Below are 19,431 nucleotides of genomic sequence, written 5' to 3' on the forward strand. Positions count from 1 at the left end.
CCACGCCCCCGCCCCGCCGGCAGACTCCCTCAGGACCGCTCCGCAGCGTCGTCTATAACGATCTGAGCAACCTCACGCATGCTCAACCGCCGATCCATCGACGCCTTCTGAATCCACCTGAACGCCTGCGGCTCACTCCAGCCGTGCTGCGTCATCAACTGCCCCTTGGCCCGCTCGACCAGCTTCCTGGTCTCCAGCCGCTCCGACAGATTCGACACCTCGGCCGCCAGCGCGACCATCTCCTCATGCCTGGAGACCGCCATCTCGATCGCCGGCACCAGATCCGCCTTCGTGAACGGCTTCACCAGATAAGCCATCGCCCCCGCGTCACGGGCCCGCTCCACCAGATCACGCTGGGAGAACGCGGTCAGGATCAGGCACGGGGCGATCCGGTCCGCCACGATCCGCTCGGCCGCCGAGATGCCGTCGAGCACCGGCATCTTCACGTCCAGAATCACCAGATCGGGTCTCAGATCGGCGGCCAGCCGGATCGCCTGCTCACCATCACCGGCCTCGCCCACGACGACGTAGCCGTCCTCCTGGAGCATCTCCTTGAGGTCGAGGCGGATCAGCGCCTCGTCTTCCGCGATCACTACTCGCCGCTGCGTACTCACGAGCAGAAGAGTACAGACGTCCGGTAGATTAGATCCACGCCGGATCGATGTGGCCCAGGTTGAGCTAAACTTCAGGTCCGTGCATCACGGATGAATCTGGATTTCTCCGGATATCAGCCCCGGTACCCCAACTGGCAGCAGGGAACGGATTCAAAACCCGTACAGTGTGGGTTCGAATCCCACCCGGGGCACCATCAGCCGCCCGGCTTCCTGGCCGGGCGGCTTTTGTCGTACCCGATTGCGACACTCTCCGCATGCATGACCTCGCTCTGCGCGATCGGGCGCGCCGACTGCTGAGCTCCGGGCTGAGTGTCAATGAGACGAGCCGCCGGATCGGGGTCAGCCCTGCCACGGTTCGCAGGTGGCGCGACCGGCCTGGGGACGACTCGACCATGACCGGCACCTGCCCTCGCTGTGCCGCCTCTCCTCGGCTGCCCTCGCCTCCTGAGGCCTACGCCTACCTCCTGGGCCTCTATCTGGGTGACGGCTGCATCTCCTGGGTGGGCGACCGCGCCAAGCAGGTCTGGGCGCTGCGGATCGCCTGTGCCGACACGTGGCCGGGCCTGGTCCAGGAATGTGTCGACGCGCTGCGCGCCGTCCGGCCGACCAACAGGGTCCGCGTGCTGCAGAAGCAGGGCTGCAAAGACGTCAACTCCTACTCGAAGCACTGGCCGCATCTGTTCCCCCAGCACGGCCCCGGCAAGAAGCACGAGCGTGAGATCGTGCTCGCCCCTTGGCAGCGAGAGATCGTCTCAGCACACCCTGGACGGCTGGTCAGAGGGCTCATGCACTCCGACGGCTACCGAGGCGTCAACCGCGTCCGCCGCGACCTGCCCAGCGGTGTCCACTGGTACGAATACCCCCGTTACCTGTTCAAGAACGAGTCCTCCGACATTCTCGCCCTCTGCGGCGAGGCGCTCGACCTGCTCGGGGTCGCCTGGCGCTTCAACAAGCGCAACGAGCTGTCCGTGGCCAGGCGGGAGGCCGTGGAGTTGCTCGATCGGCATGTCGGCCCCAAATACTGACCGTCTGAGGCCCGGCGCCGCTCAGCCGCTCAGAGTTTTCCAGGCCGCGCGGGCCGCCGCCAGGGCTTCCTCTTCGGAGGCGCCGGTGTGGAGGGCGGCGCGGGCGAACTCCTCGGCTGCTTCGGCGAGCCGGAGCCGGAGCCGGTCGGCGTTGTCGGTGATGACGGCCGCCCGGCCGCGGCGCAGCTCCACCAGGCCTTCGTCGCGTAGTTGCTGGTAGCCGCGCAGGACGGTGTGCAGGTTGATGCCGAGCGTGGCGGCCACGTTGCGAGCTGAGGGGAGCCGGTCGCCGGGTGCCGCCGTGCCGCCGGCCAGCGCGGCGCGTACGGAGGCGGCCACCTGGTCGGCGAGGGGTTGGGGCGAGGCCGGGTCGATGCTGATGAGCATCAGGCCGTCTCCCCCTGGCGCTGTCTGCTGAGCCATCCGTTGACGAGTGCCGCAGCGGTCTCGGCGGCGCGGGTGGAGTAGACGAACTGGCGGTCGTCGCTCAGTCTCGCCACCAGGGCCGGTCCTTTCCCGCTGATGATTCCCCAGCCTTCGTCGCCGTCGTGCAGCCGGTAGCGTCCTGGGGGACGTCCGGCGCTGGCCTGCGCGAACCGTATCAGGGGGTAGGGCAGGGTCCGGTGCAGGGCAGGCAGCCAGGCGGCCCGTACGGTGATGCCCGAGTGGTCGATCTGCAGGCGGGTGCGCGCCTGCGCCACCTCGAAGATCGTCCATGCGCCCAGCAGTGCCGTACCCTGCCAGGTTCCGGAGCCGTAGGGGACGCTGAGCACGGTCAGCGTGCCCAGCACGGCGGCGACGGCCAGCCTGGGGGCCGACCAGGACGACGTCACGAAGAGGACGCGCTGCGTCGGTGCGAGTGCCATGGTGGGCGCGTGCGCGGGTGGTGCGGCGGTGGCTTCGGGCGGCGCCGGGATCCGGCCCGCGGCCAGGTAGCCCAGTGCGGCTGCCGCGACGGTCACGGCGATCTCCACGGCCCGGTGCCACGGTGGCGCGGGAACCGGGCCCGCCTGCCCGGCGAGCGCGGTCACGGAGAGCACGACGGCTGTCGCGCGGGAGCCGCCGACGAAGAACGCCAGGGCCACCACGCCGCGCTGCAGCTGGGGCAGGCGCCAGTAGCACACGAACGGGAAGAGGAGCGACGCCTCGAACAGCACCAGCGTGAACCACTGCTGGGAGAGCCAGCCTTCCCAGGAGGGCGCGTATTGGGGCAGGGCCGCCCAGCTGTCGACGTAGGCGCGGTCGGGCAGCTGCTCGCCGTACCAGCTGAGCATGATCATGGGTGCGGCCACCACCAGCAGCAGGGGAACCGCGGTCAGGGTCAGGCGGCGCAGGCGTCCTCGCGCCGCGAGATCGGAGGAACGGTTCATGGCGACCTCCAACTGTTTGCTTTTGACTATAACACTGCAAACAGTTGGCGCGGAGGTGGGTGGCGGCCGAGTTCATCAGGTCGTTGCGAGCAGGAGCGGCCGGGCCGACGTGGGTGGGGACTTTTCGGGATCGCTCCCAGGGGGAATAGCCGTTTCAAGATCGATGAATACGGGGGTGGGCGGGATGCCGTTGAGCGTGGCGGCGCGGGAGGCGTTTCTGGCGGAGACGCACATCGCGGGTCTGGCCGTGGAGTCCGGCGAGGGGCGGGCGCCGCTGACCGTGCCGGTCTGGTACGACTACAGCCCCGGCGGCGAGATCCGGTTCCTGACCGACGGCGACTCGCACAAGGCCAGGCTGATCGCGAAGGCGGGCCGGTTCTCGATGCTGGTGCAGCGGGCCAGCCCGACCTACCGGTACGTCTCGGTGGAGGGGCCGGTCGTGCGGTCGGGGCCGACGACGCTGGAGGAGCTGACCCGCATCTCGGCTCGCTACCTGCCGCCCGACGCCGTGTCGGGATATGTGCAGGGCTCGGATCTGAAGGTGCTGGTGACGTTCAGGATGCGTCCAGAACGCTGGCTCTCCGCGGACCTCGGCGCCCTGGGCTGATCTGCGATGTGCCGCTGACCTGCCGGGTGCCCTGAGCTGACCTGCGAAACGGTAGTTTTGGGCCCGTGACTGCTATCGCTCCCGACTCGACCGGCGCCTTCGGCGTCGGCCTCGCGACCATCGCCGCCGACGGCACCGTACTCGACACCTGGTTCCCCGCTCCTCAGCTGGGCGCGCCGCCCGTGAAGGGCACCGAACGGCTCTCCGCCGAGGAGGCGGGGCAACTGGACGGGGAACTGGCCGAGCTGGCCGGCCCGGACCCGGTGCGCGGCGTGGAGGTGGTGGCGGTGCGCACCGGCATCGCCGACCTCGCCGAGCCGCCGGTGGACACGCATGACGTCTGGCTGCGCCTGCACCTGCTGTCCTCCCGCCTGGTCCGGCCGCACGGCGTCAACCTCGACGGCTTGTTCGGCCTGCTGGCCAACGTGGTGTGGACGAACTTCGGCCCGTGCCCGGTGGCGGACTTCGAGCACACGCGGGTGCGGCTGCGGACGAAGGGGCCGGTGTCGGTGTACGGGGTGGACAAGTTCCCCCGCATGGTCGACTACGTGATGCCGGCGGGCGTGCGGATCGCCGACGCCGACCGGGTGCGGCTGGGCGCGCATCTGGCCGACGGCACCACGGTGATGCACGAGGGGTTCGTGAACTTCAACGCGGGCACGCTGGGCGCGGCGATGATCGAGGGCCGGGTCTCGGCCGGGGTGGTCATCGGCGACCACTCCGACGTCGGCGGGGGCGCGTCGATCATGGGCACGCTGTCGGGCGGCGGCAAGCAGGTGATCTCGGTCGGCGAGCGCTGCCTGCTGGGCGCGAACTCGGGGCTGGGCATCTCGCTGGGCGACGACTGCGTGGTGGAGGCGGGCCTGTACGTGACGGCGGGCACGAAGGTGGCCCTGCCTGACGGCACGGTGGTGAAGGCGGCCGAGCTGTCGGGCACGAACGGCGTCCTGCTGCGGCGCAACTCGCAGTCGGGCGCGGTGGAGGCGGTGCCGCGCAAGGGCGGCGGCATCGAACTGAACGCCGCCCTGCACGCCAACTGACCCCGGCTCAGCTTCACGAGGCTTGTGGTCGGCCGTCTCTCCCCATGGGGTGGCGGCCGGCGACTCGCCGTGGGGGTGACGACCAGCCGGCGACTCGCCATCGGCGTGACGGCCGGCCGGCGACCCGGCATGGACGTGACGGCCTGCTCGACCGCGGCACCGGCCGCTGTAACCACGGAGAGGGCCCACAGGGCGCGCCGTGACGGCGGCCGGCCGGTGCAGGGTCAGCGGCCGTTTCCCTGGAGGGCCCTCAGGGATCTACGACGGGTGGCCGACCACGTCGCAGCGTGAAATATTCGAGCTCTAATGCGCGTGCGAGACGGCGGAGCCGATCGTGTGGACGCGCAGAGCGTTGGTGCTGCCCGGGGTGCCGGGAGGCGAGCCGGCCACGATGACCACCTTGTCGCCCTTCTCCAGCCGTCCGAGCGAGAGCAGCGAAGCCTCCACCTGCCGCACCATGTCGTCGGTGTGGTGCACGAACGGCACGTGGAACGTCTCCACCCCCCACGTCAGCGACAGCTGACCGCGCACGTGCGGCGCGGAGGTGAAGGCGAGCAGCGGGATCGGTGAGCGGTAGCGGGCCAGCCGGCGCGCCGTCTCCCCCGACATCGTGAACGCGATCAGCGCCTTGGCCCCGACGATGGCGCCGACCTCGGCCGCGGCCCTGGCGATGGCGCCGCCGGTGGTCTCGGGCATGCGTTCGAGGGTGTGGGTGGCGTGCAGGAAGGACTTCTCCGCGGCGCAGGCGATGCGGTCCATCGTGTTGACGGATTCGATCGGGTAGTTGCCGACGGAGGTCTCGCCCGACAGCATGACCGCGTCGGCGCCGTCCATGACGGCGTAGGCGACGTCGGAGGCTTCGGCGCGGGTGGGGCGCGGGGCGTTCATCATGGAGTCGAGCATCTGGGTGGCCACGATGACCGGGTGGGCCTTCTCGCGGCACAGCTCGATGATGCGCCGCTGCACGATCGGGACCTCTTCGAGCGGCAGCTCGACGCCGAGGTCGCCGCGGGCGACCATGATGCCGTCGAAGGCGTCGACGATCTCGGGGAGACGGTCGACGGCCTGCGGCTTCTCGATCTTGGCGATCAGCGGGAGGCGGACGGCCTCCTGCTCCATGATGTTGCGCACCACGTCGGCGTCGGACGGGCGGCGGACGAAGGACAGGGCGATCATGTCGCAGCCGGTGCGCAGGGCCCAGCGCAGGTCGGCCTCGTCCTTGTCGGTGAGGGCGGGGGCGCTGACGTTGACGCCCGGCAGGTTGAGGCCCTTGTTGTCGGAGATCATGCCGCCGATGACGACGCGGGTGACGATGCGTTCGGGGTCGACGCGGGTGGCTTCGAGGACGAGACGGCCGTCGTCGACCAGGATCGTGTCACCGGGGCGGACGTCGTTGGGCAGCCCCTTGTAGGTGGTGGAGACCTGCTCGCGATCGCCGGGGACGTCTTCGGTGGTGATGGTGAAGACGTCGCCGAAGCCCAGCCTGACGGGGCCTTCCTCGAACGTGCCGACACGGATCTTGGGGCCCTGCAGGTCGGCGAGCACGCCTACACCGCGGCCGAGGTCGGCCGCCACCTCCCTGACCCGGTCGTAGACCTCTCTGTGCATGTCATGGTTGCCATGGCTGAGGTTGAACCGTGCCACGTCCATGCCTGCGGCGATCAGCTCGCGGAGGCGTTCTTTGCTGGAGGTGGCGGGGCCTAGGGTGCAGACGATTTTCGCGCGACGAGTCACGAGTCCTACCTTAATTGGTACAGACCACTTGGCAGTCATTGACGACGGAGAACGTACCCGACGGAGGCGAACAGAACGAGAACCGAGACCCCCAGACGTGCCAAGTTCGGGTACTCCTCCGGGTGGACGACGCCGTCGATGCGGTGGTCGATGAAGCCGCCGGCGGGCAGGCCCGGGTGACCTGCGCTGCGCCGGGCCCAGTCTTCCACGTGCGTCGGACGCCGCACGCCGCGCGGCACGTCATCGCTCTACTGTGGCGGCCTTCCAGGCGTTCACGATGCCGTGGCCGTAGAAGCCGTTGTCGGACTCGCCGCCGTCGCAGGCGTGGGTCTCGCTCTGGCCGAAGGACTTGTAGACGTACTGGCGGGGGGTGGGGCAGGCCTTGGGCGTGGCGGTCTTGAAGAGGAGTTCCTCGGTGGTGGCGGGGGCGAGTTCGACTCCGCCCCTGCCGGGTTCGCCGAAGCGGCTGATGAGGATCGCGGCGACGCCGGCGGCGTGCGGCGAGGCCATGGAGGTGCCTTCGAGGTACTGGTAGTAGGAGCAGACGCCGTTCTCGCAGTCCTTGACGACGTCGGCGCCCTTGGGCTCGCCCTTGGCGTCGATGCGGCCGGCGGCGCGCAGCACGCGTTCGGGCGCGGCGGCGAGGATGGTCCTGGTGACCTTGATGCCTTCGCCGTCGAGCGCGTCGCCGCCGGGGGCGGCCACGTCGGTCTGCTCCTCGCCGTAGTCGCTGTAGATGGCCTTGCGGCCGGAGGGCCCGACGGAGGAGACGGAGATGACGCCCTTGGACTCGGCGGGCACGTTGACGCAGGAGTTGTCGACCTGGCGGGTCTTCTCGTCGCCCTTGGGGTAACCGGGGCTCTGCTTGTCGACCGTTGGGTGACCGAGGTCGGTGGAGCCGTTGCCGAGGGCGGAGATGAGCGTGACGCCCTTCTGCCTGGCGTAGTCGAGGGCGCGCTGCATGCCGGTGATGATCGCGCGCTGTTCGAGCTGCTCTTTCTTGCTGTCGGCCTTGTTGGCGGCGCAGTTGAACAGCCAGGGGTCGACGTAGTAGCTCATGTTGACGACGTCCACGCCGATGTCGCCGGCGTAGGTGAGGGCGTCGAGGCTGGGCTTGAGGAAGAAGAAGCCGGAGTCCTGGCCGGCCCTGAGGTTGACGATCTGGACGCCGGGGGCGACGCCGGCGATGCCGATGCCGTTGATCGGGGAGGCGATGGTGCTGGCCACGTGGGTGCCGTGGCCGTCGTCGTCGGCGTCGACGGGGTCCTTGCAGTCGGCGGCCTCGCAGGGGCCGTCGAGGGTCTCGCCCTTGTCGTCCTTGGGCCGGTCGGTGACGAAGTTGCGGCTGAGCTCGCGGTTGAAGTTGGGGGCGATGTCGGGGTGTTTGCCGTCCACGCCGGTGTCGATGACGCCGACGAGGACCTTCTTGGTGCCGGGGGCCTTGGCGTTCGCGCGGTCGGCGCCGACCATCCGCATGTCCCACTGGCGGCCTGCCAGGGGCTCGCCTCTGGTCTTGGTGAACGACTGCTCGTCGGGGAACCGGCCCGATGAGCTGGTTCCCGAGGTGGCGGGGCGGGCGGTGGCGAAGCCGATCTGGCGGTCGGGGGAGACGCCGACGATGGACGGGTCCGCTCCGACGGCTTCTTCGAATCCGGCGCCCGAGCCGCCGGCGAGGAGGTAGCCGAGCTTGGTCTCGGCGGAGTATGTGGAGCCGCCGGCGCGTTCGACGGCCGCCTCCGCCTGATGCTGCTTGCCGTCGGCGTAGAAGACGAGGTATTCGGCTTTCCTGGGGGCGGGTTCGCGGGGCGTGGCCGACGCGCAGGCGCCGGCCGCGACGACGGCGGCCAGCGCCATGATGCCAGAGGCGACCCGCCGCATTGTTCCCCCATCCGCCGACTTGCCGCAGAACCTGCATCTTCCCGACAGTCATCGGCTGATGCAACTTAGTGGTGAAATTTCGGTTGATGGCGGGCGAAGCGGACCCCTTGCGGGGCCCGCTTCGTGGGCCTGTCAGGTGTGGTGGGTGAGGCGTACGTTCCGCAGGCACGCCAGCAGCACCGCGACGGCCAGCATGATCGGCCCGATCCAGGCGAACACCCCGGTGATCGCGTCGGAGAAGACCAGCTGGGTCGCGTGCCGCACCCCTTCGGGCAGCGCCTGGATCGCCTCGGGCGTGAGCGCGGCCTGCCCGCCGCCCAGCCGTCCGCTGAAGACGCCGCCCAGCACGGCCACCCCGACCGCCCCGCCGACGCCTCTGGCGAACGTGACGGCCGAGGTCGCCGCTCCCCTGTCGGCCTCGGGCGTGGTCGTCTGCACGGCGAGCAGCAGGTTCTGCCCGATGACGCCGATCCCGGCCCCGGCCAGCACCATGTACGCGCTGGAGGCGAACGTGCTCGTCTCCAGTCCCATGGTGGCGAACAGGAACCCGGCCGCGGCCGCCGACACCGCTCCTCCGACCATGAGCCACTTGTAGTGCCCGAGCCGGGTGACGATCTGCCCGCCCAGCGTCGAGGCCGCGATCATGCCGGCCATCATGGGCAGGAGCAGCAGCCCGGAGTCCGATGCGCTCGCGCCGGAGGCGAGCTGCAGGAACAGGGGCAGGAACGTGGCCGTGCCGAGCATCGCGGTGGCCAGCAGCACGACCGCGACCACGGGGATGGTGAACGCCCTGTCGCGGAAGAGCCGCAGCGGCAGCACCGGTTCGGCGACCCGTCGTTCCACCAGGACGAACAGCACGGCCAGCAGCACCGCCCCGGCGCCGAGCCCGACGATGACGGGCGAGGTCCAGGCGTAGGCGGAGCCGCCCCAGGAGGCGAGCAGGGTCAGGCAGGTCAGCAGCCCGGCGATGAGCGCGGCGCCGAGCCAGTCGACGCGGTGGGGGGAGGTGCGGCGGGGCAGCTTGAGCACGGTGAAGGCCACGGCCAGGGCGATGGCGCCGAGCGGCAGGTTGATGGCGAAGATCCAGCGCCAGGAGGCGTGCTCGGTGAGGTAGCCGCCGATGACGGGGCCGGCGATGGAGGCGATGCCGAAGACGGCGCCGAAGATGCCCTGGAACTTGGCGCGTTCCCGCGGGGTGGCCAGGTCGGCCGCGATGATCATGGTGAGCACCATCACGCCGCCCGCGCCGAGGCCCTGGAAGGCGCGGAAGGCGATGAGCTGGCCCATCGTCTGGGCCAGGCCGCACAGGGCCGAGCCGGCCAGGAAGACCACTATGGCCGTCAGGTAGAGGGTCTTGCGGCCGTACATGTCGCTGAGCTTGCCGTAGAGGGGGGTCACGATGCCCGAGGCCAGGGCGAACGCCGTGACCACCCACGACAGGTCCTGCAGGCCGTTCAGCTCGCCGGCGATGGTCGGCATGGCGGTCGCCACGACGGTCTGGTCGAGCGCGGCCAGGAACATGACCAGAATGAGTGAGCCGATGCTCACCCAGAGTGATCGCCGAGGCGGGGCCTCGGGGGAGAGTGTCGCTACCATGGGGGTCGACTCCTTGCTTCTTTTCGCAGAGGGCAGGAGGAATCCGCGGCGATCGGGGGTGCCACCCCGGTCGCCGCTTTTCACTGAGACATGGAGATCAGAGCCCGTTTTCGAGCAGGGTCAGCGCCTCCTCGAGCAGTTCTTCCACCGATCCGCCCGACTCGGCCGCCTCCTGGACGGCCGAGATCGTGGCGCCGAACGTCCCGATGACGAGCAGCCTGGCGTGCAGTTTGCCCGCCACGCCCGGCCGGTCCCTGACGGCGGCGAACACGTCCTCCATGAGCTTCGTCTCGTCGGCCGCCCTGACCTTGGCGGCCAGCTCGGGATGGCGCCGGCGCAGCTCTCCGAACAGCCGCGCGTCCGCCCAGATCGGGCCGACGCGGGCCGCGAGGATCCGCGCCACCGCCTTCAGCGACTCGAACGCGGGCTCGTCGTCAGGACGGGCGGCGAGCAGGCCGGTGAACTCCTCAGGGCGCCACAGGGGCTCCATGACGAGCGCTTCTTCCTTGACGGAGAAGTAGTTGAAGAACGTGCGCGGCGAGATGTCGGCCGCCGCGCTGATCGCCTCCACGGTCGCGGCTTCGAGACCCTGGTCGAGCGCGATCTTGACGGCGGCCGTCCTGATGGCCTGCCGCTTCTCGGCCCGGCGCCGGTCACGCCGCTCCTGTGGAGTCTCCATGCCTTGCACTCTACGCACTTTTTGCACGCCCTGCAAGCTTTGCACGTGGTGCAAAAAGGAAACGGCCCGGCCGAAGCCGGGCCGTTCCGAGAAGCGGCGTCAGACCAGCGGACGCGCCGTCGGCAGGATCGGGTACGGCAGCGCCGTGTCCCCGGTCAGGAACCGGTCCACGCCGGAGGCGGCGGCCCGGCCTTCGGCGATGGCCCAGACGATGAGCGACTGCCCGCGCCCCATGTCACCGGCCACGAAGACGCCGTCCACCTTGGACATGTACGTCTTGTCGCGGGCCACGTTCCCCCTGGCGTCGTAGAAGCCGTCACCGGCGGCCTCGGCCAGGTCCTGCAGCAGCGCACCCTTCTCCGGGCCGAGGAAGCCCATCGACAGGGTGACGAGCTCGGCGGGGATCTCCCGCTCGCTGCCCGGGATCGGCTTGAAGCCGGCCTGCGGCCCCTCGACCTCGACCAGCCGCAGCGCGCGCACGTTGCCGTCCGCGTCGCCGACGAACTCGGTGGTGGAGACCGCGTAGACCCGCTCTCCCCCGCCGTCGGCCAGCTCCTCGTGGGCGCTCTCCATCTTGAACAGCATCGGGTAGGTCGGCCACGGCTGGCCGGCCGGCCGCTCCGCCGGAGGCCGCGGCATGATCTCCAGCTGGGTGACGGACGCGGCGCCCTGCCTGATCGCCGTGCCGATGCAGTCGGCGCCGGTGTCGCCGCCGCCGATCACGACCACGTGCTTGCCCTCGGCCGAGACGGGCGGGGTGGCGTAGTCGCCCTCCTGCACCTTGTTGGACAGCGGCAGGTATTCCATCGCCTGGTAGACGCCCTTGAGCTCGCGCCCGGTCACCGGCAGGTCGCGCCACTGGGTGGCCCCGCCGGACAGCACCACCGCGTCGAACTGCTCGCGCAGCTCGGCGGCGGTGACGTCGACGCCGACGTTCACGCCGGTGCGGAACTCGGTGCCCTCGGCCCGCATCTGGTCGAGGCGGCGCTCGATGTGCCGCTTCTCCATCTTGAACTCGGGGATGCCGTAACGCAGCAGGCCGCCGGCGCGGTCGGCCCGTTCGAACACCACCACGTCATGCCCGGCCCTGGTGAGCTGCTGGGCGGCGGCCAGGCCGGCGGGGCCCGAGCCGACGACCGCGACCCGCTTTCCGGTCTTCACCGCCGGCGGCTGGGGGGTGACCCAGCCCTCGGCGAACGCCCGGTCGATGATCTCGACCTCGACCCGCTTGATCGCCACCGGGTCGGAGTTGATGCCGAGCACGCACGCCGCCTCGCACGGAGCCGGGCAGAGCCGGCCGGTGAACTCGGGGAAGTTGTTCGTGGCGTGCAGCCGCTCGATCGCCTCGCGCCAGTCGGTGCGGTAGACGAGGTCGTTCCACTCGGGGATGAGGTTGCCCAGCGGGCAGCCGTTGTGGCAGAACGGGATGCCGCAGTCCATGCAGCGGGCCGCCTGCTTGGTCAGCTTCTCCTGGGAGAAGTCCTGGTAGACCTCACGCCAGTCGCTGATGCGGACGTCCACGGGACGGCGTGCCGGCAGCTCCCGGTCGTGCGTGAGAAAACCCTTCGGGTCAGCCATTCGGTACGCCTCCCTTGTCGTGAACATGCGTTTGCCGGGTCAGCCCGCCAGGACGGCGGGGCTCGTGACGGCGGGTCATGACCGCACCGCGGCCGCCATGACGGCCTCGTCGATGTCCCTGCCCTCGATGCGGGCGGCCTCGGCGGCCTCCATCACCCTCTTGTAGTCGCTCGGCATGATCTTGCCGAACCGGGCCAGCGCCGCGTCCCAGTCGGCCAGCAGCTGCTTGGCGACCGGCGAGCCGGTCTCGGCGAAGTGCTTCTCGACCGTCTCCTTGAGGAACTCGGCGTCCTCCTCGGTGAGCGCCTCGATGGCGACCATCTCGCGGTTGACCCGCTCGGGACGTACGTCCAGCAGGTACGCGATGCCGCCCGACATGCCGGCCGCGAAGTTGCGCCCGGTCGGGCCGAGCACCACGGCCTTGCCGCCGGTCATGTACTCGCAGCCGTGGTCGCCGACGCCCTCGACGACGGCCGTGGCGCCGGAGTTGCGCACGCAGAACCGCTCGCCCACGACGCCGCGGACGAACACCTCGCCGGACGTGGCCCCGTACAGGGCGACGTTGCCCGCGATGATGTGGCCGTCCAGCGGGGCCTCGTCGTGCGGCCGGACGGTGATCCGCCCGCCGGACAGGCCCTTGCCGAGGTAGTCGTTGGCGTCGCCGGTCAGCCGCAGCGTGATCCCGCGCGGCACGAACGCGCCGAACGAGTTGCCCGCCGAGCCGGTGAACGAGATGTCGATCGTGTTGTCGGGCAGGCCCTTGCCGCCGTAGCGCTTGGTGACCTGGTGGCCGAGCATGGTGCCGACCGTGCGGTTGACGTTGCGGATGGGCAGCTCCAGCGTGACCGGGGTGCCGTCCTGGATGGCGCCCTCGGCGAGCTGGATGAGCGTGTTGTCCAGCGCGTGCTGGAGCCCGTGGTCCTGCTCGACGAGCCGGCGCAGCGCGGTGCCCGCGGGCAGCTCGGGCCGGTGCAGGATCGGCGACAGGTCCAGGCCGCTGGCCTTCCAGTGGTCCTCGGCCGCCGTCATGTCGAGCATCTCGACGTGCCCGATCGCCTCGTCGAGCGAGCGGAAGCCCAGCTCGGCGAGGTATTCGCGGATCTCCTCGGCGATGAACTCGAAGAAGTTGACCACGAACTCGGGCCTGCCGGTGAAGCGCTTGCGCAGCTCGGGGTTCTGCGTGGCCACGCCCACCGGGCAGGTGTCGAGGTGGCAGACCCGCATCATCACGCAGCCGGAGACGACCAGCGGAGCGGTGGCGAAGCCGTACTCCTCGGCGCCGAGGAGCGCGGCGATGACGACGTCGCGGCCGGTCTTGAGCTGGCCGTCCACCTGCACCACGATGCGGTCGCGCAGGTCGTTGAGCAGCAGCGTCTGCTGGGTCTCGGCCAGGCCGAGCTCCCACGGGGCGCCCGCGTGCTTGAGGCTGGTGAGCGGGGAGGCGCCGGTGCCGCCGTCGTGGCCGGAGATGAGCACCACGTCGGCGTGCGCCTTCGACACGCCCGCAGCGACCGTGCCGACGCCGACCTCGGCGACCAGCTTCACGTGGACCCTGGCCTCCGGATTGGAGTTCTTCAGGTCGTGGATGAGCTGGGCCAGGTCCTCGATCGAGTAGATGTCGTGGTGCGGCGGCGGCGAGATGAGGCCGACGCCGGGCGTGGAGTGGCGGGTCTTGGCGATCCACGGGTAGACCTTGTGGCCGGGCAGCTGGCCGCCCTCGCCGGGCTTGGCGCCCTGGGCCATCTTGATCTGCAGGTCGGCGGCGTTCACCAGGTATTCGGAGGTGACGCCGAAGCGGCCGGAGGCCACCTGCTTGATCGCGCTGCGCCGGGCCGGGTCGTACAGCCGCTCGGGGTCCTCGCCGCCCTCGCCGGTGTTGGACTTGCCGCCGAGCCGGTTCATCGCGATGGCGAGCGTCTCGTGCGCCTCCATCGAGATGGACCCGTACGACATCGCGCCGGTGGAGAAGCGCTTGACGATCTCGGAGACCGGCTCGACCTCCTCGATCGGGATCGGCTCGCCCGCGCGCAGCTTGAACAGGCCGCGCAGGGTCATCAGCCGCTCCGCCTGGGAGTCCACGAGGTTCGTGTACTCCTTGAAGATCTCGTAGCGGCGGGTCCTGGTGGCGTGCTGCAGCTTGAAGACGGTCTCGGGGTTGAACAGGTGCGGCTCACCCTCGCGCCGCCACTGGTATTCGCCGCCCACCTGGAGCCTGCGGTGGGCGTTCTCCACCCGCGGGTAGGCGTGCGCGTGACGCTGCGCGACCTCGCCGGCCAGCACGTCGAAGCCGACGCCGCCGAGGCGGGAGGTGGTGCCGGTGAAGCAGGCGTCGATGACCTCCTGGCTCAGGCCGAGCGCCTCGAAGATCTGCGCGCCGGTGTAGGAGGCCACCGTGGACACGCCCATCTTGGACATGACCTTGATGACGCCCTTGCCGTACGCCTTGATCAGGTTGCGCACGGCCTTGCGCTTGTCCATCTCCAGCGCGCCGGTGTCGACCAGGTCCTCGATGGTCTCGATGGCGAGGTAGGGGTTGATCGCGGCGGCGCCGTAGCCGATCAGCAGCGCCATGTGGTGGCACTCGCGGGCCTCGCCGGTCTCGATGACCAGGCCGATCTTGGTGCGGGTCTTCTCCTGGATCAGGTGGTGGTGCACCGCGCCGGTCAGCAGCAGCGACGGGATCGGCGCGAGCGCGTCGGAGGAGCCGCGGTCGGACAGCACGACGATGCGCGCCCCGTCCGCGATGGCCTGGGACGCCTCGGCCCTGATCTCCGCGAGCCGGCGCAGCAGCGCCTCGCCGCCGCCGGCGACCTCGTACAGGCCGCTGATGACGTACGGGTGGAAGCCGGGCAGGTCGTGCTCGTCGTTGATGTGGATGATCTTCGCGAGTTCGTCGTTGTCGATCACCGGGTACGGCAGCACGAGCTGGCGGCAGGAGCTCGGCCCCGGGTCCAGCAGGTTGCCCTCGGGCCCGAGGGTGCTGGCCAGCGAGGTGACCAGCTCTTCCCTGATGGCGTCCAGCGGCGGGTTGGTGACCTGCGCGAACAGCTGGGTGAAGTAGTCGAACAGCAGCCGCGGCTTCTCGCTCAGCACGGCCACCGGCGTGTCGGTGCCCATGGAGCCGATCGGCTCCTGGCCCGCCTTCGCCATCGGCGACAGGATGATCCGCAGCTCTTCCTCGGTGTAGCCGAAGGTCTGCTGCCTCTTGACGAGCGCCTCGTGGGTGGGGATCTCGCGCTGGCGGGCCGGCAGCTCCTCGAAGCGGACGAGGCCGGCGTGCAGCCAGTCGGCGTACGGCAGCTCGGCCGCCAGCTCCGCCTTGATCTCGTCGTCCTCGATGATCTTGCCGCGGGCGGTGTCGATGAGGAACATGCGACCCGGCTGCAGGCGGCCCTTGCGTACGACGTCCTCGGGCTTGAAGTCGAGCACGCCGGCCTCGGAGGCCAGCACGACGAGGCCGTCGGCGGTCACCCAGAAGCGCCCCGGGCGCAGGCCGTTGCGGTCGAGCACGGCGCCGGCCAGGGTGCCGTCGGTGAACGTGATCGAGGCCGGCCCGTCCCACGCCTCCATGAGGGTGGAGTGGAACTCGTAGAACGCCCGCCGCGCGGGGTCCATCTCGGTGTGGTTCTCCCACGCCTCGGGGATCATCATCAGCACGGCGTGCGGCAGGCTGCGCCCGCCGATGTGCAGCAGCTCCAGCGCCTCGTCGAAGCTGGCGGTGTCGCTGCCGTCGGGGTCGCAGATGGGGAAGAGCCGCGAGATGTCGCCGGGGATGCGGGCCGAGGCCAGCATCGCCTCGCGGGCGCGCATCCAGTTGCGGTTGCCCTTGACCGTGTTGATCTCGCCGTTGTGGGCGATGTAGCGGTAGGGGTGGGCCAGCGGCCAGCTGGGGAAGGTGTTGGTGGAGAAACGCGAGTGCACCAGCGCGATCGCGCTCTCGTAGCGCTCGTCGCTCAGGTCGGGGAAGAACGGCTCGACCTGGTCGGGGGTGAGCATGCCCTTGTAGACCACGGTCCTGGCCGACAGCGAGGGGAAGTAGACGTCCGCCTCGTGCTCGGCGCGCTTGCGCAGGCAGAAGGCGAGCCGGTCGAGTTCGAGCCCCTCGTGACCGCCGGTGGAGGAGACGAACAGCTGGGCGAAGTGCGGCATGACGGCCCGGGCGCTCGGCCCCGGCAGGTCACGGTCGACCGGCAGCTCACGCCAGCCGAGCACGGTGAGGCCCTCTTCGGCCGCGATCTCCTCGATGAGGCGGGTGGCCACGCCTCTGGCCTGCTCGTCGAACGGCAGGAACGCGATGCCGGTCGCGTACGACCCGGCGGCGGGCAGCGCGAACGGCACAGTCGCGCGGTAGAACGTGTCGGGGATCTGCGTCAGGATCCCGGCTCCGTCGCCGGTGTCCGGCTCGCTACCCTTGGCCCCCCGATGGTCAAGATTGCACAGCGCCGTCAGCGCCTTCACCACGATCCCATGTCCACGGCGTCCCGCGACGTCGGCAACCATGGCGACACCGCAGGCATCGTGCTCATTGGCGGGGTGGTACAGGCCCTGGGGCTCGGGGATCCCGAGGTGGGCAGCAGGCATTGAATCCCTCCCGTCGTCTTCGTCTGTCTGAACTGCGCTACAGGCGGGGACGACGTTGGCCCTGCTGCATATCGTGGATAGAGGTTACCCCACCCTGCCGGAATGGTGCCCGCCGCGTCCGCATTGAGAACATTCGCACTACTCCGGCATCCGAACGCTCTATCCCAAACCTCCGGCGTGGGGCCCGAAATTCCCCGCGCACGCCGCGGATTCGCGTCACGGAGATCGAGTGTCCCCGGCCCCCGATAGGGTTCACCCATGGAGCGTGACGGGGTCGAACGGCTGCTCGCCGGGGCAGGGGCCGACAGCAGGCGGCTGAGGCACGCGCTGGCCCTGCTCTGCGAGGGCCGCTGGTGCACGCTGGCCGAGCTGGTCAGGCAGAGCGCCACGTCCAGGCGCACGGTCGAGTCGCTGCTGCGCGAGGTCGTCCTGGAGCGCGACGGCGAACGTTTCCGCGTCGCGCTCATCGACACCCCCGCCTACCAGGATCTGCTCGCCGTGGCCGCGCCTCCGGAAGACCCGGTCGCCCACCTGCTGCCGCACTACGCCCACGTGCTCGACCGCCTGACCGCCCTGGTGGCCAAGGCCCCGCGCGCCCGGCATGTGCTCGACCACGTCTCGGCCACGCCGGAGACCGTGCTGCGCCGGGCGCTGCTGCTCGGCGCCCGCTTCTGGCTGCCCGGGGCCCGCCTGCTGTGCGTGGGCGACCACGACCTGACCTCGCTGGCCGTCAAGCTCGTCCACCCCGAGACCGACGTGACGGTGGTCGACGTCGACGAGCGTGTCCTGGCCTACATCGACGAGCAGCGGCTGGGCATCCGCACCCGCTGGGCCGACCTGCGCCTCGGCCTGCCCGCCTCGGCCAGGGACCACGACCTGGCCCTCACCGACCCGCCGTACACGCCCGAGGGGATCGGGCTGTTCGTGGCGCGCGCGGTGGAGGGGCTGACGGACGACGGGCGGGTGCTGCTGGCGTACGGGGCGAGCGAGCGCACGCCGATGCTGGCCTTCAAGGTGCAGCAGGAGTTGTCGGAGCTCAACCTGGTCTACGAGGCCATTTATCCCGACTTCAACCGTTATTTCGGGGCGGAGGCGATCGGTTCCGCCGCCGACCTCTACCTCCTGCGCCCCACCACCAAGACCCGCCCCGCGGTCCAGTCCCGCCTCACCCGTCAGACCACCGCCATCTACACCCACGGCCCCCAGTCGGTCGAATCCACCTTCGAACCATCCACCGCAAAAGCCTCCACCCCCATCTCCTCCGGGGTAAGCGGCGCGCTGGTTTCCGGACCGGCCGCCGCGGACGCGCTGGCGGGCTTCGAAGCGGACCTCCTGGTGGGCGACTGGCCCAAGGGCCTCTCACAGCCGCGGGTCCGCCTCTCGACCTGGCTGGCCAAGCCGTACGCCGCCGCACCGCAGCGGGTCGCCGTGGCGATGCCGCCCGGCCTGGAGTCCGCACTCCCCCGCCTCCTCCTCGCCACCCGAGCCGCCCACGTCCGCCTCGTCGGCACCGCCCTCCCACCCCTGCCCAAGGCCCTGTCACTCGTCTACGAGGTGAACGAAGCAGGCAAAGGCATCCTGGACGCCGTACGCCGGCCGCAGCCGGAAGGCGAGGCCGACACGGTACTGCGCCGAATCTTGGACAACGCCCACGCCAAACTGGCCAACACCTGGCGCGAGGCCCTCATCGCGGTGGCCGCGGCACAGGGCACCTCGCTGACGAAGAACGAGGCCCGCTCCCTGATCCGCGAGGCCGCCGACTGGTCAGACGATCTGACCCCCCTGGAAGCGCCCCTCCACCGCCTGTCCTCCCTCCACGAGGCAGTCACCAGAACGATCACCGCCCTGACCACCACCACCTGACCACCCACACGCCCGAAGACAAGCGCCGCCTCAGGCACCGGCTGCCTCGAGCACGGCGAGATCACGTACCGCATAACGATGGTGCTCGGCTTCCTCCTTCAGCACCACCTTGAGACACCTACGCACGACATACTCCTGGTCGGGATACGGATCCGCAGGCTTGCGACCGCATACCCGATCGAGCTCATCCTCGGTGAGCCCGTCGACGACACGCCGCATCGCGGCCATCCGGGCGAGACGCGGCGCCAGCACCTCGTCCAGCGTCGGGGCGGCATCGCGGGCGAGACCGAGCTTCGTCATCGCGTCGGGCGACATCCAGCCGCCACAGAGGCCCAGCGGATGGTACGGCGCCTCCTCCTCCAGCACCGCGCTGCCCAGCCAGGCGTCGCCGGCGAACAGCAGGTGCCGCAGGGTCTCCACCAACGACCACTCGCCGTCGACCCGCTCGTGCAGCCTGGCCTCGGGCAACAGCCTGGCGCGGTCGAGCGTCGCCGCCCACAGCGTCTCGACGGCCTCCCAAGCAGCCCGGTAGTCGTCGGGGGACGCGGCATCACGCGCCAGCACCCGCGCGGGGTGCCGCCGGTCGAGCTCGGCCTCGACGTAGGCGGTCACATCGACGTCGTTGACGACGACCCGCTCGAAGTCGCCACCGAGGTAGACATCGCTCCCATAGCAGTCGACGACCTTCAGACCGCTGACCTCACAATCCCGGATCTCCAGCCCGGCAAGATCGCACAGGTGAATGCGTCCACCACGGAACTGGTCACTGTGGGCGTACTCAGCAGTCATCAAGGCAGTATCCCGCGCTCCTCCCACCCGTCGCCACGTCCGGCGACCAAGGCTCGGACACCAACGCTGTGGCCTGC

At 70.2% G+C, this 19,431-nt stretch carries 15 protein-coding genes and 1 tRNA gene; 5 read left to right on the forward strand and 11 right to left on the reverse strand.

Going from position 1 to position 19,431, the window contains the following annotated elements:
* Positions 1-29: 29 nt before the first annotated feature.
* Entirely contained in the window at positions 30-614 is a 585-nt protein-coding gene (locus OIE67_RS27780) for an ANTAR domain-containing response regulator (protein ID WP_326625894.1), read from the reverse strand.
* Between the two features lie 116 nt (positions 615-730).
* Here OIE67_RS27780 and OIE67_RS27785 point away from each other — a divergent pair.
* Together OIE67_RS27785 and OIE67_RS27790 are read left to right on the forward strand one after the other, a co-directional pair.
* Positions 731-808 (forward strand) — tRNA-Leu (locus tag OIE67_RS27785).
* 60 nt (positions 809-868) lie between these two features.
* The gene (locus OIE67_RS27790) at positions 869-1,639 is read left to right on the forward strand and encodes a helix-turn-helix domain-containing protein (RefSeq protein WP_326625896.1); all 771 of its coding nucleotides are present in this window, start codon (positions 869-871) and stop codon (positions 1,637-1,639) included.
* A 21-nt stretch (positions 1,640-1,660) separates the two neighbouring features.
* Here OIE67_RS27790 and OIE67_RS27795 read toward each other — a convergent pair whose 3' ends face one another.
* Both OIE67_RS27795 and OIE67_RS27800 read right to left on the reverse strand, forming a co-directional pair.
* A complete protein-coding gene (locus OIE67_RS27795) occupies positions 1,661-2,026 on the reverse strand; it encodes a GntR family transcriptional regulator (protein ID WP_326625898.1) in 366 nt (121 codons plus the stop codon).
* Positions 2,026-3,009, reverse strand: a complete 984-nt coding sequence (locus tag OIE67_RS27800; protein WP_326625900.1) for a hypothetical protein — start codon at positions 3,007-3,009, stop codon at positions 2,026-2,028. Before OIE67_RS27800 ends, OIE67_RS27795 begins: the two co-directional genes overlap by 1 nt.
* A 184-nt stretch (positions 3,010-3,193) precedes the next feature.
* Between OIE67_RS27800 and OIE67_RS27805 the strand changes: the two genes are divergently transcribed.
* Together OIE67_RS27805 and dapD are read left to right on the forward strand one after the other, a co-directional pair.
* Positions 3,194-3,616 carry a pyridoxamine 5'-phosphate oxidase family protein gene (locus tag OIE67_RS27805; protein WP_326625902.1) on the forward strand — a complete coding sequence of 141 codons (423 nt, stop codon included), beginning with the start codon at positions 3,194-3,196 and terminating at the stop codon, positions 3,614-3,616.
* A 65-nt stretch (positions 3,617-3,681) separates the two neighbouring features.
* Positions 3,682-4,656, forward strand: coding sequence for a 2,3,4,5-tetrahydropyridine-2,6-dicarboxylate N-succinyltransferase (dapD, locus tag OIE67_RS27810; RefSeq protein WP_326625904.1), 975 nt, complete (start codon positions 3,682-3,684; stop codon positions 4,654-4,656).
* Between the two features lie 303 nt (positions 4,657-4,959).
* Here the strand turns inward: dapD and pyk are convergent, their stop codons facing one another.
* From pyk to gltB, 7 genes are all read right to left on the reverse strand, one after another.
* Positions 4,960-6,390: a pyruvate kinase gene (gene pyk / locus OIE67_RS27815; RefSeq protein ID WP_106244706.1), complete on the reverse strand. Its 1,431-nt coding sequence runs from the start codon at positions 6,388-6,390 to the stop codon at positions 4,960-4,962.
* A gap of 35 nt (positions 6,391-6,425) precedes the next feature.
* Positions 6,426-6,629, reverse strand: a complete 204-nt coding sequence (locus OIE67_RS27820) for a DUF2784 family protein (RefSeq protein ID WP_326625907.1) — start codon at positions 6,627-6,629, stop codon at positions 6,426-6,428.
* A 1-nt stretch (position 6,630) separates the two neighbouring features.
* Positions 6,631-8,268, reverse strand: a complete 1,638-nt coding sequence (locus OIE67_RS27825; RefSeq protein WP_326625909.1) for a S8 family peptidase — start codon at positions 8,266-8,268, stop codon at positions 6,631-6,633.
* A 132-nt stretch (positions 8,269-8,400) separates the two neighbouring features.
* Positions 8,401-9,864 (reverse strand): MDR family MFS transporter, encoded by a 1,464-nt coding sequence (locus OIE67_RS27830; RefSeq protein ID WP_326625911.1) that lies wholly within the window; start codon positions 9,862-9,864, stop codon positions 8,401-8,403.
* A 97-nt stretch (positions 9,865-9,961) separates the two neighbouring features.
* Positions 9,962-10,543 carry a TetR/AcrR family transcriptional regulator gene (locus tag OIE67_RS27835; RefSeq protein ID WP_326625913.1) on the reverse strand — a complete coding sequence of 194 codons (582 nt, stop codon included), beginning with the start codon at positions 10,541-10,543 and terminating at the stop codon, positions 9,962-9,964.
* Positions 10,544-10,642: 99 nt separating this feature from the next.
* Complete coding sequence (locus tag OIE67_RS27840; protein WP_106244698.1) at positions 10,643-12,121, reverse strand: glutamate synthase subunit beta; 1,479 nt, start codon at positions 12,119-12,121, stop codon at positions 10,643-10,645.
* Between the two features lie 75 nt (positions 12,122-12,196).
* A complete protein-coding gene (gltB, locus tag OIE67_RS27845; protein WP_326625917.1) occupies positions 12,197-16,702 on the reverse strand; it encodes a glutamate synthase large subunit in 4,506 nt (1,501 codons plus the stop codon).
* Between the two features lie 258 nt (positions 16,703-16,960).
* On the opposite strand from gltB, the gene OIE67_RS27850 reads away from it, so the two are divergent.
* Positions 16,961-18,565 (forward strand): bis-aminopropyl spermidine synthase family protein, encoded by a 1,605-nt coding sequence (locus OIE67_RS27850; RefSeq protein WP_326625919.1) that lies wholly within the window; start codon positions 16,961-16,963, stop codon positions 18,563-18,565.
* 30 nt (positions 18,566-18,595) lie between these two features.
* On the opposite strand, the gene OIE67_RS27855 is transcribed toward OIE67_RS27850, so the two are convergent.
* Entirely contained in the window at positions 18,596-19,354 is a 759-nt protein-coding gene (locus tag OIE67_RS27855; RefSeq protein WP_326625921.1) for a DinB family protein, read from the reverse strand.
* Positions 19,355-19,431: the final 77 nt, after the last annotated feature.

This window comes from Nonomuraea fuscirosea, from assembly GCF_035917475.1.
Classification (GTDB): domain Bacteria; phylum Actinomycetota; class Actinomycetes; order Streptosporangiales; family Streptosporangiaceae; genus Nonomuraea; species Nonomuraea fuscirosea.

Excerpts from the sequence above, each read along its gene's own strand:
- OIE67_RS27790 (WP_326625896.1), top strand. The coding sequence starts at position 869 with ATGCATGACCTCGCTCTGCGCGATCGGGCGCGCCGACTGCTGAGCTCC.
- OIE67_RS27795 (WP_326625898.1), bottom strand. The coding sequence starts at position 2,026 with ATGCTCATCAGCATCGACCCGGCCTCGCCCCAACCCCTCGCCGACCAG.
- OIE67_RS27800 (WP_326625900.1), bottom strand. The coding sequence starts at position 3,009 with ATGAACCGTTCCTCCGATCTCGCGGCGCGAGGACGCCTGCGCCGCCTG.
- OIE67_RS27805 (WP_326625902.1), top strand. The coding sequence starts at position 3,194 with ATGCCGTTGAGCGTGGCGGCGCGGGAGGCGTTTCTGGCGGAGACGCAC.
- OIE67_RS27825 (WP_326625909.1), bottom strand. The coding sequence starts at position 8,268 with ATGCGGCGGGTCGCCTCTGGCATCATGGCGCTGGCCGCCGTCGTCGCG.
- OIE67_RS27830 (WP_326625911.1), bottom strand. The coding sequence starts at position 9,864 with ATGGTAGCGACACTCTCCCCCGAGGCCCCGCCTCGGCGATCACTCTGG.
- OIE67_RS27835 (WP_326625913.1), bottom strand. The coding sequence starts at position 10,543 with ATGGAGACTCCACAGGAGCGGCGTGACCGGCGCCGGGCCGAGAAGCGG.
- OIE67_RS27840 (WP_106244698.1), bottom strand. The coding sequence starts at position 12,121 with ATGGCTGACCCGAAGGGTTTTCTCACGCACGACCGGGAGCTGCCGGCA.
- gltB (WP_326625917.1), bottom strand. The coding sequence starts at position 16,702 with ATGCCTGCTGCCCACCTCGGGATCCCCGAGCCCCAGGGCCTGTACCAC.
- OIE67_RS27850 (WP_326625919.1), top strand. The coding sequence starts at position 16,961 with ATGGAGCGTGACGGGGTCGAACGGCTGCTCGCCGGGGCAGGGGCCGAC.
- OIE67_RS27855 (WP_326625921.1), bottom strand. The coding sequence starts at position 19,354 with ATGACTGCTGAGTACGCCCACAGTGACCAGTTCCGTGGTGGACGCATT.